Annotated in this window: 14 protein-coding genes and 2 tRNA genes; 14 read left to right on the forward strand and 2 right to left on the reverse strand. The window is 44.4% G+C overall.

Translation table 11 applies throughout. The features are described from left to right. Positions 1–253: 253 nt before the first annotated feature. Together HY035_05590 and HY035_05595 are read right to left on the reverse strand one after the other, a co-directional pair. Positions 254–331, reverse strand: a tRNA-Glu gene (locus HY035_05590). Between the two features lie 86 nt (positions 332–417). After that, positions 418–488, reverse strand: a tRNA-Gln gene (locus HY035_05595). A 153-nt stretch (positions 489–641) separates the two neighbouring features. On the opposite strand from HY035_05595, the gene HY035_05600 reads away from it, so the two are divergent. From HY035_05600 to murD, 14 genes are all read left to right on the forward strand, one after another. After that, the gene (locus tag HY035_05600) at positions 642–1,607 is read left to right on the forward strand and encodes an N-acetylmuramoyl-L-alanine amidase (GenBank protein ID MBI3377860.1); all 966 of its coding nucleotides are present in this window, start codon (positions 642–644) and stop codon (positions 1,605–1,607) included. After that, positions 1,597–2,214 (forward strand): GerMN domain-containing protein, encoded by a 618-nt coding sequence (locus tag HY035_05605; GenBank protein ID MBI3377861.1) that lies wholly within the window; start codon positions 1,597–1,599, stop codon positions 2,212–2,214. The genes HY035_05600 and HY035_05605 overlap by 11 nt, the downstream gene beginning before the upstream one ends. Beyond that, positions 2,211–3,020, forward strand: a complete 810-nt coding sequence (locus HY035_05610) for a glutamate racemase (protein ID MBI3377862.1) — start codon at positions 2,211–2,213, stop codon at positions 3,018–3,020. The genes HY035_05605 and HY035_05610 overlap by 4 nt, the downstream gene beginning before the upstream one ends. A 13-nt stretch (positions 3,021–3,033) precedes the next feature. Continuing rightward, positions 3,034–3,768, forward strand: coding sequence for a ribonuclease PH (gene rph / locus HY035_05615; protein MBI3377863.1), 735 nt, complete (start codon positions 3,034–3,036; stop codon positions 3,766–3,768). Positions 3,769–3,840: 72 nt separating this feature from the next. Further along, positions 3,841–5,619: an ATP-dependent metallopeptidase FtsH/Yme1/Tma family protein gene (locus tag HY035_05620; protein MBI3377864.1), complete on the forward strand. Its 1,779-nt coding sequence runs from the start codon at positions 3,841–3,843 to the stop codon at positions 5,617–5,619. Between the two features lie 379 nt (positions 5,620–5,998). Further along, positions 5,999–6,451 (forward strand): division/cell wall cluster transcriptional repressor MraZ, encoded by a 453-nt coding sequence (mraZ, locus tag HY035_05625; protein MBI3377865.1) that lies wholly within the window; start codon positions 5,999–6,001, stop codon positions 6,449–6,451. 5 nt (positions 6,452–6,456) lie between these two features. Beyond that, on the forward strand, positions 6,457–7,335 hold the full coding sequence (rsmH, locus tag HY035_05630; GenBank protein ID MBI3377866.1) for a 16S rRNA (cytosine(1402)-N(4))-methyltransferase RsmH: 879 nt from the start codon (positions 6,457–6,459) through the stop codon (positions 7,333–7,335). Beyond that, on the forward strand, positions 7,332–7,685 hold the full coding sequence (locus HY035_05635) for a hypothetical protein (protein ID MBI3377867.1): 354 nt from the start codon (positions 7,332–7,334) through the stop codon (positions 7,683–7,685). The genes rsmH and HY035_05635 overlap by 4 nt, the downstream gene beginning before the upstream one ends. A 21-nt stretch (positions 7,686–7,706) precedes the next feature. Continuing rightward, the gene (locus HY035_05640; protein MBI3377868.1) at positions 7,707–9,407 is read left to right on the forward strand and encodes a penicillin-binding protein 2; all 1,701 of its coding nucleotides are present in this window, start codon (positions 7,707–7,709) and stop codon (positions 9,405–9,407) included. A 138-nt stretch (positions 9,408–9,545) separates the two neighbouring features. Further along, entirely contained in the window at positions 9,546–11,093 is a 1,548-nt protein-coding gene (locus tag HY035_05645) for a UDP-N-acetylmuramoyl-L-alanyl-D-glutamate--2,6-diaminopimelate ligase (GenBank protein ID MBI3377869.1), read from the forward strand. Beyond that, positions 11,081–12,493: a UDP-N-acetylmuramoyl-tripeptide--D-alanyl-D-alanine ligase gene (locus HY035_05650; GenBank protein ID MBI3377870.1), complete on the forward strand. Its 1,413-nt coding sequence runs from the start codon at positions 11,081–11,083 to the stop codon at positions 12,491–12,493. The genes HY035_05645 and HY035_05650 overlap by 13 nt, the downstream gene beginning before the upstream one ends. Next, positions 12,483–13,565: a phospho-N-acetylmuramoyl-pentapeptide-transferase gene (locus HY035_05655; GenBank protein MBI3377871.1), complete on the forward strand. Its 1,083-nt coding sequence runs from the start codon at positions 12,483–12,485 to the stop codon at positions 13,563–13,565. The genes HY035_05650 and HY035_05655 overlap by 11 nt, the downstream gene beginning before the upstream one ends. A gap of 2 nt (positions 13,566–13,567) precedes the next feature. After that, positions 13,568–14,644, forward strand: a complete 1,077-nt coding sequence (locus HY035_05660; protein ID MBI3377872.1) for a D-alanyl-D-alanine carboxypeptidase — start codon at positions 13,568–13,570, stop codon at positions 14,642–14,644. Then, entirely contained in the window at positions 14,628–16,079 is a 1,452-nt protein-coding gene (gene murD, locus HY035_05665) for a UDP-N-acetylmuramoyl-L-alanine--D-glutamate ligase (protein MBI3377873.1), read from the forward strand. The genes HY035_05660 and murD overlap by 17 nt, the downstream gene beginning before the upstream one ends. Position 16,080: the final 1 nt, after the last annotated feature.

Genomic DNA, 16,080 nt, shown 5'->3' on the forward strand with positions numbered 1-16,080 from the left:
ATGATTAAGGAGAAAGAAGCAATGAAAGGCGAGATGAATAAAAGGGTGTTATACGGCAGTGAAGATTTTATAGAAAAGGTGACTAAGAAATATAAAGTTGAAGCAGTGATAAAGCCGAAAGGGAGGCCAAGAAAGGATGAAGATGATGAAAAATAGAACCGTCCCATTTTTCCATTTTTCCCATTTTCCGAGGGGCTGAAGATAAGATGAATCCGCCTCAGGCGGATAAAATCTCTGTTGCAGCATCTTCTGTTGGCGGTCCCAACGGGATTCGAACCCGTGTTTTAGCCTTGAGAGGGCCACGTCCTAGACCGGACTAGACGATGGGACCATACTCAGAAGTTTAGAGTTAAAAGTTAGGAGTTAAGAGTTTTAAAACTTTTCACTTTTAACTTTCAACTTCTAACTTTGTTTTTACTGGGGAGAGAGGATTCGAACCCCTATAAACAGCTCCAGAGGCTGCCGTCCTGCCGTTGGACGACTCCCCAAAACAAGTAAAAAGTTAAAAGTTAGAAATTAAAAGTTAAACTCTTAACTCCTAACTTTAAACTCTTAACTCTAAATCTAAGTATATAAAATAATTGATATTGCCTGAACAAGTCAACTTGACTTTGCTGAAGGTTGCAAAACATCCTCCATATATGGAAAATGTATATGCTATGAAAAAATCAGTGTTTATCGCAATAGTCTTTTTTGTGATGGCTGCCGCCGCTTTTGCTCAGCCGAAGACTGATGTAAATATGAGGATAAGCAAACAGGACGGAGTTCTTCGCCTTGTATTTGAGTCTGAAGAAGCATTCCTGAAGAAGGCAAATGCCGCTGTATCAGGCCTGCAGCTCAATATTGAGTTCCCTTCAGCTTTTAACATCGCTTCCAGAAAAGGCATTAATCTGGATACTTCCATAAAGGAAAGAATCTTGACCGTTAATCTTAAGGAGCCTTTCGATATAAAAGTTTTGAGGCTTTCTTCTCCTGCGAGGTTTGTGATAGACATAGCGCCAAAGGCGGCGGCAGATATAAAACCGCAGCCGGATGTTGTGCCGGCGCAGAAAATTTATGTCATTGATCCGGGGCATGGAGGATATGATTTCGGCATTGCAGGCGCTGATCTTAAAGAAAAGGATATTGTTCTTTCTATTGCGAGGGAGATTGAAAGTTTGCTTATAAAGAAGGGCAAAAAGGTTTTTCTTACGAGGAAGAGTGACCAGTTTATGTCTATCAAAGACAGGGCAGTGTTCACAAACCAGAAATTCGCTGAAATATTTGTAAGCATCCATGTTTCATCAGGAGAGGGCTTTGCTTTATACGTTCCAAAGATCAGCGATGCAGGTTATGACCCTGCCGTGGCTTTGTACTCGTTAAGTTTGAGACAGCAAAAATATTTGCAGAAAAGCAGGGCGCTTGGCGATGGAATAGCAAAGGCAGTAAAAGAGGAATTTAATCTTAATGTCATACGAAGAGAGATGCCCCTGCCGATACTTAATTCTGCGGCCGCGCCTGCTGTCTTAATAGAAATTCCGTCATTTAAGGTTATGAATTATGACCAGAAGACCCGCGCAAGGCTTGCGGAGGCAATCATAAAAGGATTTTCTTATTATGGCCAGTAAAAAATATTTGTGGATACCGGCCTTCCTCCTGCTTTTTGCGGCAGGCATGACAGGAGGCTATTTTTATTTCTCAAAAAAGTTTCCTTCGCAGGCGAGGCCTGAGAAAGTGACAGAAGAAAGATCCATCAGCACAGTGGAAGACATGTTTACTCTCAGGATTTACTATCCTGTGAACGGAAGATTGCAGATGGAGGAGAGGAAGGCGCAGAAAAAGACAATTCAGATGACGGTTGCAGAGGCGGTGATAAGCGAATTTCTTAAAGGCCCTGTTAACGTAAGCGTTTCGGAAATACCCAAAGATACAAAGCTTATAGGTTTATACAGGGGTGATGACGGTATGCTCTATGTGGACCTGTCAGATGAATTCAGGAGAAACTTTGGCGGTGATGCGGCAGCAGAGTTTCTGCTGCTGAGAGGGTTATATGAGAGCCTTATATCTAATGTATATGATATAACTGATGTGAAAATATTGATTGAGGGGAGAGAAATGGAAAGCCTCGGAGGGCATTTATATCTTTCTTATCCGTTAAAGGATATAGTTTCTTCAGACTTGTCTGATTCGCTGAGGCGAACAGGAGACAAGGAGAATAATCTTAGCTCCCGATGAATGAGATAAATAACAACAGTCCTATAGGAGTCTTTGATTCCGGAGTGGGCGGGCTTACTGCCCTCAAGGAAATATTCAGGGTATTGCCGGATGAAAACACAATATACCTCGGAGATACAGCGAGAGTGCCTTACGGTATAAGGTCATCCGAAACCGTGACAAGGTATTCTTTTGAGAATGCGCAGTTTCTCGCGTCAAAGGGCATAAAACTTCTTGTTGTTGCGTGCAATACCGCATCCTCTGTCAGTCTTGAAGCAATAAGGAAAAGCGTGTCTGTTCCGGTTATCGGCGTTATAGAGCCGGGCGCGAGCGAGGCTGTAAAGAGCACGAGGAATAAAAAAATCGGCGTAATAGGAACGGAGGCGACTATCAGAAGCAGCGCATATAAGAAGGCAATAGAAGCGATTGACGGCAGTGTGCAGGTATTCGGATTTTCATGCCCTCTCTTTGTCCCTCTGGTTGAGGAAGGGTGGACAGAAGGAGAAATTGCAATGCTGGTTGCGGAAAAATACTTAAGAGAAGTGAAAGAAAAGGGCGTGGATACGCTTGTTTTGGGATGCACGCATTACCCCCTGCTTAAGAAGGTTATTTCAGAGGTTATAGGCTCTGATATAAGGCTTATTGATTCTGCTGTTGAGACAGCTAAGAGAACAGCCGGGACATTAAAAAAATACGGCATGGAGAGAAAACTGAAGGAAAAACCATTAAGGGAATTTTATGTCACCGATTCTCCTGAGCGGTTTGTAAAAGTAGGAGAAAGATTTCTTCAGCAGAAAATAGAACATATAGAAAAGATAGAAATATAAATTTGGAGGATAGATGAGGATTGACAATAGAGCAAACACAGACTTGAGAAAATTGAAAATCACAAGGGGATTTGTAGGGACAGCGGACGGCTCTGTGCTTATTGAGATGGGAAACACCAGGGTTATCTGCACGGCGTCAATAGAAGAAAAAGTCCCTCAGTTCCTGAAGGATCAGAAAAAAGGATGGGTAACCGCAGAGTATTCAATGCTGCCGAAGTCGTCTCATACCAGGATAGTGCGCGAGTCAAGCACGGGAAGGATTGGAGGAAGGACGCACGAGATACAGAGGCTTATAGGAAGGGCATTAAGGTCAGTTGTGGACCTTGGCATGCTCGGTGAAAGGACGGTATGGATAGACTGCGATGTAATAGAGGCGGACGGCAGTACAAGGACAGTGAGCATAACAGGCGCATTTATCTGTCTTGCGGATGCGCTCAGAAATGCTCTTAAAACCGGGATACTGGAAAGGATGCCGTTAAAAGATTATCTTGCGGCTGTCAGCGTAGGCATTGTGAATGGACAGCCTGTTCTGGACCTGAGTTATGCCGAGGATTCCATGGCAGAGGTTGATATGAATGTCGTTATGACAGGCAGCGGGAATTTTGTTGAGGTGCAGGGCACGGCAGAGGGAATCCCATTTTCAAGAAAGATACATGACAGGCTTATAGACCTGGCCGGAGACGGGATTAAGAAGCTGGTGGAAGTTCAGAAGAGTATTGTGAAAATTGATGACGTGCTGAGCTTTTAGATAATGTGGTAAAATATCGGGAATATATTCAAGGAGGAAGGTTTGAACAAGTATAGAAATGTCTTTGTCTGGATGCTGATGATAGTGATGACAATACTCCTCTTTAATCTCCTGAATGCGCCGAAGAAGGTTGAAGAGGAAATGATATTCTCCGAATTCATAGCAAAGCTTGACGCAGGGAGCGTTGAAGAGGTTGTTATAACGGAAAACTATGTAACAGGACGTTTGAGGGACGGGAAAAAGTTTAAAACATATCTGGCCGTATACCCTGACCTTGTGAAGGATTTGAAGGCAAAAGGAGTGAAGATTACCGCAAAGCCTCCTGACCAGAATCCGTGGTATGTGAATTTCTTCTTTTCGTGGGGGCCTATAATATTTCTTGTGCTCATATGGATATTCTTTATGCGGCAGATGCAGACAGGAGGAAATAAGGCGCTGTCCTTCGGGAAAAGCAAGGCAAAGCTGGTGTCTGATAAGGCTGTAAAGATAACCTTTGCCGATGTGGCGGGGGTAGAAGAAGCAAAAGAAGAGGTTCAGGAGGTAATAGATTTTCTCAAGTCGCCCCAGAAATTTTCAAAACTCGGAGGCAAGATACCCAAGGGCGTGCTCCTTGTAGGCGCTCCGGGCACAGGAAAGACCCTGCTTGCAAAGGCAATTGCAGGAGAAGCCGGAGTTCCGTTCTTTTCAATATCAGGCTCTGACTTTGTCGAGATGTTTGTAGGAGTCGGCGCATCACGAGTGAGGGATTTATTTGAACAGGCAAAGAAAAGCGCGCCGTGCATAATCTTTATTGATGAGATAGACGCTGTCGGCCGCCACAGGGGAGCAGGGATCGGCGGCGGGCATGACGAAAGAGAACAGACATTAAATCAGCTGTTGGTTGAGATGGATGGTTTTGAAGGGAACGCGGGCGTGATAATACTTGCAGCCACTAACAGGCCTGATGTGCTTGATCCGGCGCTTCTAAGGCCGGGCAGATTTGACAGGCAGGTTGTCGTGCCTGTGCCTGATGTTAAGGGAAGGCTCGAGATAATAAAGGTGCATACCAAGAATATACCGTTAGATGAAAACGTTAACCTTGAGGTTATTGCGAGAGGGACGCCCGGATTTACAGGCGCTGACCTTGCGAATCTTGTAAATGAGGCTGCGCTTCTTGCCGCAAGGAAATCAAAGAGCAATGTTGATATGTCTGATTTTGAGTTCGCAAAGGATAAAGTTCTCATGGGTGTTGAGCGGAAGAGCATGATAATAAGCGAGGAAGAAAAGAAGAACACTGCTTATCATGAGGCAGGGCATACGCTTGTGGCAAAGCTTACTCCGGGAACTGACCCTATACATAAGGTGAGCATCATTCCCCGCGGAAGGGCGCTCGGCGTAACACAGCAGCTTCCTATAGACGACAGATACACATATTCAAAGGACTATCTCTTAAAGGCGCTTACAGTTCTTCTTGGCGGAAGGGCGGCTGAAGAGATTGCCTTAAAGCATATGACCACAGGCGCAGGCAATGACCTTGAACGAGCTACCGAGCTTGCAAGGCGGATGGTTACGGAATGGGGCATGAGCGAAAAGCTCGGGCCGTTGACATTCGGCAAGAAAGACGAGCAGATATTCCTCGGAAGAGAGATAGCAAAACATAAAGACTACAGCGAAAAGACTGCTACGGACATTGACGAAGAGGTAAAACGCTTAGTCATTGAAGCGTATGAAAGGGCAAAGGCTATTGTTTCTGAGAATTTTGATTTCCTTGACGCCCTTGCAAAGGCGCTTCTTGAAAAAGAGACATTAGACGCCGTAGAGATAGAGGCGCTCGTAAAAGAATTTGAATCAAAAAAGGCTCTGCAGGTGTGAAGGCGCTGATTGTTTTCTTTAAGCACAGCTTACCATGCAACGCCAAAGCTCATGGATAGCGCGAAACTGCCACGCTATCCATGAGCTTTGTTATCAGTTGTACATGCTCACTAATTCGGTCCATGACTTGCCGAGGAGAGTAACTTGTAGAAGTTTATAAAAAAGCGATTCATAGTTCAGGCTTTAATTTTTCCTCATCGTTGTTATATTCAAGTAGAAAAATTCATTTAGCAATAATCCTCTCGCAACACTATATAGTGGTGGCTGCCCTCCACAGGCACAAAATATAGACACCACTTAATTTTATTAATTTTTTTCTTGACAAGCCCCCCCTTAACCCCTATATTAGTGGTAAAAAGTGGTAGAAGGTGGAGGGAAGATGCCTTCTTTTTCGGGAAAATATTACTATTCGGTAGACTCAAAGGGCAGAATCATCATACCTGCGCCTTTCAGGGAAATTATTTCCGCTAATTACAGCCCGAAACTTTACGTCGTCAATGCTGCTTTTGATAAGTGCCTTCATTTATACCCGCAAGAGGAATGGAACAGGCTTGAAGAAAGGGTGAGGGCCATGCCAAAGATGGATGAGGCAGTAAAGTTTTTCATGAGAAAGGTTATTGCATCCGCTGTTGAGATTGAACTGGATAAGCAGGGGAGAGTGCTTATTCCTGTTGCTCACAGAGAGGACTCAGGCATAAACGGAGAGATAGTTGTTGTCGGACAAATAGACAAGATAGAACTCTGGGACAGGAAAGAATGGGATGCAATGGTGGACCCTGCGAAGATAGACAAAAAGGCTGTTGAACAAAGACTTGTAAGCTACGGGCTTTAGAGGCGGTGAGTGTGAAGGTTATTCATCTCCCTGTGATGTTAAGGGAGGTGGTTATGTTGCTGAAACCAGTATCAGGGGGAGTATATGTTGATGCAACAGCCGGGCTTGGCGGTCACGCAGAAGAAATACTCAGGCATATCGGCAATGGAAGGCTTCTCGGCATTGACAGGGATGAAGAGGCTCTGGATATGGCAATGAAAAGAATTCCCGATAGCAGGCTTACCTTGAAGAAGGGGAAATTTTCTGATATCAGCAGGCTAACTGCGGAAGCAGGCATTTCAGAAGTGGACGGGATTTTATTGGACCTCGGCACATCCATGTTTCATCTCAAGACCGCTGAAAGAGGTTTCAGTTTTTTTTCAGAAGAGCCTTTGGATATGAGGATGGACAGGGAACAGGAAATTACAGCAGCGTACATTGTCAATAAATATCCTGAAAAAGAGATAAGCAGAATTTTGTGGGAGTACGGCGAAGAAAAACTCTCACGGAAAATAGCAAGGTCAGTTATTGATTACAGGGCCGAAAAGAAAATAGATACCTGCGCTGAACTGTCAGATATTGTTTACAGGGTTTACAGGAAAAGGGGGAAGCATCATCCTGCAACAAAGACCTTTCAGGCGTTGAGGATTGCTGTGAATGATGAACTCAATGAACTCAGAAAAGGGCTTAATGAGGCGGCAGGCATTCTTAAGAGCGGAGGCAGGCTGTGTGTTATTTCATATCATTCGCTTGAGGACAGGATAGTAAAGAACTTTATAAGGGATGGACATAAACAGGGTGGATTAAGGATGTTAACCAAAAAACCCATGGCCCCTTCAGACGAAGAAGTAAGATTCAATCCGTCAGCGAGGAGCGCAAAATTAAGAGGAGCGGAAAAAATATGAGTCATGTGAACCGAAGCGGTATTTTTTCTTTCTTCCTGGTCCCTCTGTCTGTAGCGCTTATTTTGTTCGGCATCTTCTCAATTGTATGGCTGAGGTCCAGTGTAAGGACCGCAGAATACGGTATTGCCGCGCTGGACCACAGGAGGATGGAAATCCTCAGGGACAGAAAGACTCTGATGGCAGAAAAGGCAGGCCTTCTGTCAATACAGAGCGTTAAAAGCAAGGGCAGCCCCGAGCGGCTCGGGGCTTTGGTTTTCCCTGACAGGATAAAAGTAGTCTATGTGAAAAAGGATGGGAAGAACACCCCGTTCAAGGCATCTTTAGAGGGGAGGCAGTTGTCAGGGCCTTAGCCTGTAATTAAGAAGGGATGAATGAGGAAAAGAGCGATAATTCTTAATACCGCAATAATCTTTGGTTTTGTTGCGGTATTTTTGCGTCTTGTGGATTTGATGGTACTTAACCACGGCAGGTTTTCCGAGAGGGCCAGGATACAACAAATCAAACAAGAGGATATACAGGTAAGGCGCGGATTGATATTTGACAGAAGGGGAAGGGAGCTTGGGGTGAATCTTGAGGTGGAGTCATTGTTTTGCGACCCTGCAGCAATGGTCTCTCCGCAGACTGCGGCTTATGACATTTCAGGAGTTATAGGGAAAAAGCCCGAGGCAATGCTTGCAAAGTTTTCTTCCAAGGGTAGGTTTGTCTGGGTGGAAAGAAAGCTTAATACTGAAACAGCGGAAAAAATAAAAAAAATGGATATAAAAGGGCTTGGTTTTATGCCCGATGCAAAGAGATTTTATCCGAAAGGCAAGCTTGCTTCTCACGTTATCGGCGCTGTTGGCATTGATAATCAGGCGCTTGAAGGCGTTGAACTAAAATACAATAAATTTTTAAGAACACCCGGAGGAAAGATCCTTGTTATGAGGGATGCAAGAGGCAGGACGCTTTCTGCAGGCGTGGATATAGAGTCAAAAGGCAACAATGTGTTTTTGACAATAGATGAAGGGCTTCAGTATATAGCTGAAAAAGAGCTTGATAATGCAATGGCGCAATGGCGGGCGTCTGCCGCAACCATAATAATGATGGATCCATTCACAGGCGAGCTATTGGCATTTGCAAACAGGCCTGCCTATGATCCAAATTCCGCAGCATATGCAAAGGACTTTGAAAAAAGAAACAGGGCCATAACAGACATTTATGAGCCGGGCTCTACCTTCAAGATAATTGTCGGCGCCGCAGCTATTGAAGAGGGGATTGTAAAATTAGACACAAAATTTGACTGTAGTAAGGGCGCTGTTTCAATTGGCGGATCTGTCATTCATGACGCGCATAAACACGGCGTGCTCACATTCAAAGAGGTGATACAGAAGTCTTCAAATGTCGGCAGCACAATGATAGGCATGCAGCTTGGAAAGGAAAATGTATATAAGTATGCAAAGCTCTTTGGTTTTGGAGAAAAAACAGGCATAGACCTGCCTGGCGAAGTATCAGGCTGGATAAGGCTGCCTGAAAAGTGGTCGGCCGGGTCTATAGGAGCAATATCAATAGGTCAGGAGGTTGCAGTTACGCCGCTTCAGATTCTGAGGGCTTACTCAGCGATAGCAAACGGAGGCGTTCTTGTTACACCTCATGTAGTGTCGGAAATAAGGTCTCCGGATGAGGTCCCTGTGTATTCATTCAACTCCAAGGGAAACAAGAGGGCTATCTCAAAAAAGACAGCAGAAATATTTAAGGATATATTAAAGACAGTCGCAGAGGAAGGCGGGACAGGCAAAAGCGCCTCTGTTGAGGGCAATCACGTTGCAGGCAAAACAGGGACAGCGCAGATTATAGACCCCAGGACAAAGAGATATTCAAAGGAAAAATATGTTGGTTCATTTGTCGGGTTCGTTCCTGCAGACAATCCCATGATAGCAATGATTGTTGTTATTTATGAGCCGAAGGGGCAGATTTACGGAGGGGTTATTGCCGCTCCTGTTTTTAAAGAGATTGCAAAACAATCGCTTTCGTATCTTAATGTGCCGAGGGAAGATGTCGGAGAAAAGAATATTTTGGTGGTTGAGAGGAGATGAGTTGGAGAGGCAGGATTCCAGTTCTGTCATTGCGATGAGCGAAGCGAAGAAGCAATCCTTGTTCCCTATAGAGATTGCCGCGCCTTCGGCTCGCAATGACAAATTAAGCCGTTACAACATTTATGAAAGCTGGGATAGATGAACTTGAAGGCGCTTATAAAAGATATGGAGATAAAAGAGATGACAGGCAGCACGGATATTGAGATAACGGGAATCGCCTATGACTCAAGAAAGGTCAAGGCAGGCGATGTCTTTGTTGCCGCAAAGGGCGAAAAGTGTGACGGCCATGATTTTATCAGTGATGCGGTTAAGAAAGGCGCAGTTGCAGTAGTGCATGAAGAACATGAGAATAAGCTTTTAGCTGACAGCTATCAGCTTACAGCTATCAAAGTCAGTGACAGCAGGAAGTCTCTCGCGTATCTTTCCAATAATTTTTATGAGAGGCCGTCCGATAAGTTGACTGTCATTGGCGTAACTGGAACTAATGGAAAGACAACGGCAACGTATCTTATAAAGTCCATTCTTGAGGTATGGGGAAAAGATGCCGGGCTGATAGGCACTATAAATTATCTCGTGAAAGACAGGCATTATGACGCCCCTCATACCACGCCTGAGGCGCTTGAGTTTCAGGCTGTATTGAACGAGATGGTTTCAGCGGGGTGCAGCCATGTAGTGACAGAAGTATCATCCCATGCGCTTGCTCAGAAGCGGGTGGACTATACGGGTTTCAGTGTTGCAGTTTTCACAAATCTTACAAGAGACCATCTGGATTTTCATATAACGATGGAGGAATATTTCAGGGCAAAGGAAAGACTGTTTAAAGAACTTCTTTTGAAAGACGGGACGTCTGTAATAAATTTTGACGATATATGGGGAAGAAGATTAATCTCTGAACTCCGAACTCCGAACTCCGGACTTAAAGATGTGCTGACATACGGCATTGAAGCAGGAGCGGATATTGTTGCAGAGAATATTAAAAACTCATTTGACGGACTTATGTTTGATATTAATTTCAACGGCAGGACATACAATGTTCAGTCTCCGCTTATAGGTATTTACAATGTCTACAACATACTCTCTGCCATAGGCGCTGCCGTGAGCCTGAATGTGCCGTGGGATATGATAATAAGCGGAATAAAGAATATGGATTCTGTAAAGGGAAGATTTCAAAAGGTTGACTTCGGACAGAATTTTCTCTGCATAGTTGACTATGCTCACACAGAAGATGCGCTTGAAAGGCTGATATGCGCTGCCAGAGAACTGATAAAACAGTCGGGAGTCGGGAGTCGGGAGTTTTCAAACTCCGAACTCCGAACTCCGAACAGTCCACGTATTATTACTGTCTTTGGCTGCGGCGGCGACAGGGACAGGGGAAAGAGGCCGCGAATGGCAGCGATAGCAACAAAACTGAGCGATTATGTTGTGATAACCTCTGATAATCCACGCAGCGAAGAACCTATGGAGATAATAAAAGAGATAGAGAAGGGCGCATTGAGGATGAATTATACAATTGAACCCGACAGGGAGAAGGCTATTCAAAAGGCGGTGGAGGCTGCAGAAGAAGGCGATATACTCCTGATTGCAGGAAAGGGCCACGAGGATTATCAGGAGATAAAAGGCTTAAGGCATAAATTCAGCGACATGGAGATAGCGGAGAAAGCGATAAGGAGATTATGGCGATTTTGACAGTTGAAGATGTTATCAATGCAACAGGCGGCCGCATTGTCTATAAAAACAGCAACTTCCATCCGTTTACGGGCGTATCCATAGATTCACGGACAATAGGAGACGGAGAGATATTTGTTGCATTGCGCGGCGTAAGATTTGACGGGCATGATTTTATTTATAAGGCGCTTGAAAGAGGAAGCGGAGCGCTGGTGAATTTCCCTCCGGCAGAGCACCTGAAAGGCAAGACGATAATATATGTGAAAAACACTCTCAGAGCGCTGCAGGATATCGCCCGTTATGTTCGCATGAGAAGCAATATTCCCGTTATAGGCATAACGGGGACAAACGGAAAGACAACGACAAAAGAATTGACAGCATCAATCCTGAGCACAAAATACAGGGTTCATAAGAATACAGGCAATCTCAATAATCAGATTGGCCTTCCCCTGAGTCTTATAAAGCTTCGTCCTGATGATGAATTTAGCGTTCTTGAGATGGGTGCGAGCTCTCCAGGAGACATAAGAGAATTGTGCGGGATTGCAGCTCCTGATTGCGGTGTTGTGACAAACATAGGATCTGGACATCTTGAGGGTTTTGGGAGTCTTGAAGCAGTCAGAAATACAAAGCTTGAACTCCTTGATACTGTGAAAAAAGTTGTAGTAAGAGCTGATGACACATTCCTTATGCATGGGGTTTCAGGATATCAGGGCGAAGTTATTACATTCGGCATGGAGAATAAGGCTGATGTATTTGCAAAAGATATCAGAATGAAGGATAGAGGCTCTGATTTTCTGCTCTGTTTTGGTGAAAGTAACTGCATAGAGATAAAATTGAATATACCCGGAGCTTTTAATATCTATAATGCGCTTGCCGCTTCGGCTGTAGGACAGGTCTTCAATATTGATCCTCGCGATATTAAAACCGGGCTCGAATCTTTTAAAGGCGTTCCTATGAGGCTTGAGATTAAGGAATTATTCGGAGCAACAGTTATAAGCGATGTATATAATGCTAACCCGGCATCAATGGAAGAGGCAATAAAAGAACTTGTCCGCCTCAGGCAGATGAAGAAAGGAAGGGCTATCGCTGTTCTCGGGGATATGCTTGAACTTGGAGCGTATGCAGAGGAGGCGCACAGAAAAATCGGAGAGTGGATGTCAGCGCTTCCGATAGACATATTTATAGGGGTCGGGCCTTTGATGGCTATAACACATTCAGAGTTTGTCAAAACAGGAAGGCAGTCCTTCAGTGTCTCTACTTCGGAAGAAGCAGGAAGGATACTGACGGGGCTCTGCAGGGAAGGCGACACAATCGTTGTGAAGGGTTCAAGGGGAATGGGGATGGAAAAAGTTTTGGAAATAAACCCCGTTAGAGATGTATCTCTAAACGGGGTAAATAAAGAGGCAGAGAATGCTTTATAATTTTCTTTACAGTCTGAACACATGGTTTTCACCGCTGAATGTTTTCAGATATATAACATTCAGGAGCGCGCTTGCAGTTCTTACGGCAATGCTTATTACATTTATCCTCGGGCCGAAGGTTATAAAAAGGCTCGGCAGGTTCAGTGTAACGCAACAGGTGAGAGATGACGGTCCTCAGACGCATCTTGGCAAGACAGGGACCCCCACGATGGGCGGAGTCCTCATAATAATCTCTATACTTGTCACCGTTCTCCTGTGGGGCGACCTTACCAATAAATATATACTGACAATGATTTTTTCTCTTGTGGGTTTCGGAACGATAGGCTTTATCGATGATTATCTTAAGGTTGTAAAGAGAAATCCTAAAGGGCTGCGCGGCTGTTATAAATTCGGGGCGCAGGCGCTTCTTGCCTTAGCGATAAGCATGTTTATTTACATGAACCCTAAAGACCCTTACAATGATGTTCTGAGCATTCCGTTTTTTAAAAAATGGCTTTTTGATCTCGGATGGTTCTATGTGCCGTTTTCTATTATTGTTATCGTAGGGTCCTCCAATGCAGTCAATCTCACGGACGGCATAGATGGCCTTGCTGTGGGCCTTGTCGGGATTTCGGTGCTTGCCACAGGGATACTTGTTTATATATCCGGCAATTTCAAATTTTCACAATACCTGCAGGTTCTTTATATCCCGGGCACAGGAGAGCTGACTGTATTTTGCGGCGCTATTCTTGGAGCATCTCTCGGTTTCCTCTGGTATAACTCATATCCGGCGGATGTGTTTATGGGAGATGTCGGCTCTCTGTCTCTCGGCGGCGTGCTCGGAACGCTTGCTGTAATAACAAAACAGGAGATAGTGCTTGCGGTTGTGGGAGGAATTTTTGTCATAGAGACGCTCTCGGTTGTGTTTCAGGTCGCAGCGTTCAAGTTAACAGGAAAGAGGATGTTCAGGATGGCTCCAATACACCATCATTTTGAACTCAAGGGATGGCCTGAACCGAAAGTTATAGTCAGATTCTGGATAGTCGGAATAATGCTGGCTCTTCTGAGCCTTGCAACATTAAAGCTGAGGTGATTATGAAAACAAAGTTAAGAGTTAAGAGTTTAGAGTTAAAAGTTAAGAAAAGAATTTTTTTCATTTTATTTTTTTCACTTTTCACTTTTCACTTTCAACTTTCAACTTGCCTTGCTGATGAGATTTCCTCAAAGGCAGCATTTGTTATGGAGGCTTCAACAGGCAGGGTCCTGTTTGCAAAAAATCCAAATCTGAAACTGCCTCCTGCAAGCACAACTAAACTTGTGACTGCCATGGTTGTTCTTGACAGGGCTAAGATGAGCGATACAGTGACAATCAGCGAGGCAGCGGCGAATGTGCCTTCGCTCAAGGAGACTAAACTGAGGGCAGGAGAGACTTTGACTGTAGAGACTCTTCTTTACGCAGCGCTTATAAGGTCGGCAAATGACGCCGCCTTTGCGCTTGCAGAGGTTGTTGCCGGCTCGGAGAAAAAATTCGTGCAGCTTATGAACAGAAAGGCTATTGCAATCGGAGCATCCAATACAAAGTTTATAAATACTACAGGACTTCCCGGGAAAGGCCAGCATACAACAGCATATGACCTCTCAAAGATAATGAGACATGCCCTTAAATATCCTGTGATAAAAGAGATTATAGGCAAGAAAGAGGCAGAGATATCCACGAAACAGGGCAGGACTATAGCCCTTGAAAATACGAACAAACTTCTATGGTCTGATAACGGAGCAGTCGGCGGCAAAACAGGATATACGAAAGCGGCAAGGCATTGTTTTGTGTACGCCGGTGAAAAAGAAGGCGAGCTGGTGATAGTCGCTCTTCTTGGAGCGCAGAGCAGGGAGCTTTTATGGAATGAGGCAGAGAAGCTCGAAACAAAAGGTTTTGCCGTTATTGCAAGCAATGAGCAGCCGGTTGTTTATTTCACAAAGGCGGATTATAAGAAGACTGCAAAAATAAAGTCGTATCAGAAAACTGATAAAGAAAGGTCTGCCAAAGTTACATCAAAAAAGAAGCTGAATAAGGCAAAGACCACTAAAAAGGACAATGATAGTCCTGCAAAGGAGAGCAAAAAAGCAAAGGATCAAGGTATTGCTAAAAACGTGGCATATGGAAATAAAGGATAAGAATATACTTGTTTTCGGCCTTGCAGAGAGCGGTGTTGGCGCTTCAAATCTGCTTGCACGTTTTGGCGCAAAGGTAACGGTTACTGACAGTAAACCAAAGGAAGCGTTAATAAAATATGTTGAAAGGCTTCTGCCTGCGGTAAGGCTCAGTCTTGGCGGGCATCCTGATGGGATACTGCGAGGCGTGGATATGATAGTGCTAAGCCCCGGTGTGCCGCCTGACATCCAGCCGTTGAAGAAGGCAAAGGAGATGGGGATAAGGATTATCGGCGAACTTGAACTTGCGTATCAAGTGATAAATTCAAAGTTCAAAATTCAAAGTTCAAAATTTCTGGCAATAACAGGGACTAATGGGAAATCAACCACTACAACATTATTAAACGAGATGTTAAATAAAGGAGGCTTCAGGACAATTCTGGGAGGGAATATAGGGAATGCCCTGACAGAAGAGATATTTGGATTAGTCAGAAGTCAGAAAACCGATGATGATTTTCTGATAACTCTTAACTCTCAACTCTCAACTCTTAACTACGTGGTCGTTGAGGTGTCAAGTTTTCAGCTGGAGGCAATAGAGATGTTCAGGCCTGCCGGAGCAGCTATCCTCAATATCACGCCTGACCATATGGACAGATACCATTCAATGGAAAAATACAAAGACGCAAAGGCGCAGATATTCGCAAACCAGAGGGAAGGAGATTTCCTGGTCCTTAATGCGGATGACATAGAAACGATGAGATTATACGATTCAAGATTCAAGATTCAAGATTCAAGATTACCTGATGTATATTTCTTCAGCCGTAAGAAAGCGGTAGAAGGGGTCTACTTTAAAGACGGAGTTATTTATTCTAACTTCAACTCTTCACTCTTAACTCTTAACTCTCAACTTATTCGTGCTGATGAGATAAACATTAAAGGTGTTCACAACATGGAGAATGCCATGGCTGCTTCGGCCATGGCTCTCCTTGCAGGATGTCCGGCAGAGGCAGTTGTAAGCGCCTTAAAAGATTTTGAGGGGCTTGAACACCGTCTTGAACTTGTCAGGGAATTTGAAGGCGTGGATTACATCAATGACTCAAAAGGCACGAATGTGGATGCGGTGGTAAAGTCGCTTGAGAGTTTTTCAAGGCCTGTAATCCTGATTGCAGGCGGAAGAGACAAAGACGGAGATTTTTCTCTTCTGAGTTCTCTCATAAAAAGCAGAGTAAAAAAACTCGTTCTCATCGGAGAGGCAAGGGAAAAAATAAAAGAATTTCTCGGCGGACTGACAGAGACCATATTTGCGGATAATCTGGAAGAAGCTGTGATGCTAGCCAGAAAATCAGCGTCAAAAGGCGATGTTGTGCTCCTCTCTCCCGCATGCGCAAGTTTTGATATGTTCAGGGATTACAAAGACAGGGGAAAGCAGTTTAAAAAGATTGTGAAGGGTTTATCCTGAG

It is taken from the genome of Nitrospirota bacterium, from assembly GCA_016195565.1.
GTDB lineage: Bacteria > Nitrospirota > Thermodesulfovibrionia > Thermodesulfovibrionales > UBA1546 > UBA1546.

Excerpts from the sequence above, each read along its gene's own strand:
- HY035_05600 (MBI3377860.1), top strand. The coding sequence starts at position 642 with ATGGAAAATGTATATGCTATGAAAAAATCAGTGTTTATCGCAATAGTC.
- HY035_05605 (MBI3377861.1), top strand. The coding sequence starts at position 1,597 with ATGGCCAGTAAAAAATATTTGTGGATACCGGCCTTCCTCCTGCTTTTT.
- HY035_05610 (MBI3377862.1), top strand. The coding sequence starts at position 2,211 with ATGAATGAGATAAATAACAACAGTCCTATAGGAGTCTTTGATTCCGGA.
- rph (MBI3377863.1), top strand. The coding sequence starts at position 3,034 with ATGAGGATTGACAATAGAGCAAACACAGACTTGAGAAAATTGAAAATC.
- HY035_05620 (MBI3377864.1), top strand. The coding sequence starts at position 3,841 with ATGCTGATGATAGTGATGACAATACTCCTCTTTAATCTCCTGAATGCG.
- mraZ (MBI3377865.1), top strand. The coding sequence starts at position 5,999 with ATGCCTTCTTTTTCGGGAAAATATTACTATTCGGTAGACTCAAAGGGC.
- HY035_05635 (MBI3377867.1), top strand. The coding sequence starts at position 7,332 with ATGAGTCATGTGAACCGAAGCGGTATTTTTTCTTTCTTCCTGGTCCCT.
- HY035_05640 (MBI3377868.1), top strand. The coding sequence starts at position 7,707 with ATGAGGAAAAGAGCGATAATTCTTAATACCGCAATAATCTTTGGTTTT.
- HY035_05645 (MBI3377869.1), top strand. The coding sequence starts at position 9,546 with ATGAACTTGAAGGCGCTTATAAAAGATATGGAGATAAAAGAGATGACA.
- HY035_05650 (MBI3377870.1), top strand. The coding sequence starts at position 11,081 with ATGGCGATTTTGACAGTTGAAGATGTTATCAATGCAACAGGCGGCCGC.
- HY035_05655 (MBI3377871.1), top strand. The coding sequence starts at position 12,483 with ATGCTTTATAATTTTCTTTACAGTCTGAACACATGGTTTTCACCGCTG.
- HY035_05660 (MBI3377872.1), top strand. The coding sequence starts at position 13,568 with ATGAAAACAAAGTTAAGAGTTAAGAGTTTAGAGTTAAAAGTTAAGAAA.
- murD (MBI3377873.1), top strand. The coding sequence starts at position 14,628 with ATGGAAATAAAGGATAAGAATATACTTGTTTTCGGCCTTGCAGAGAGC.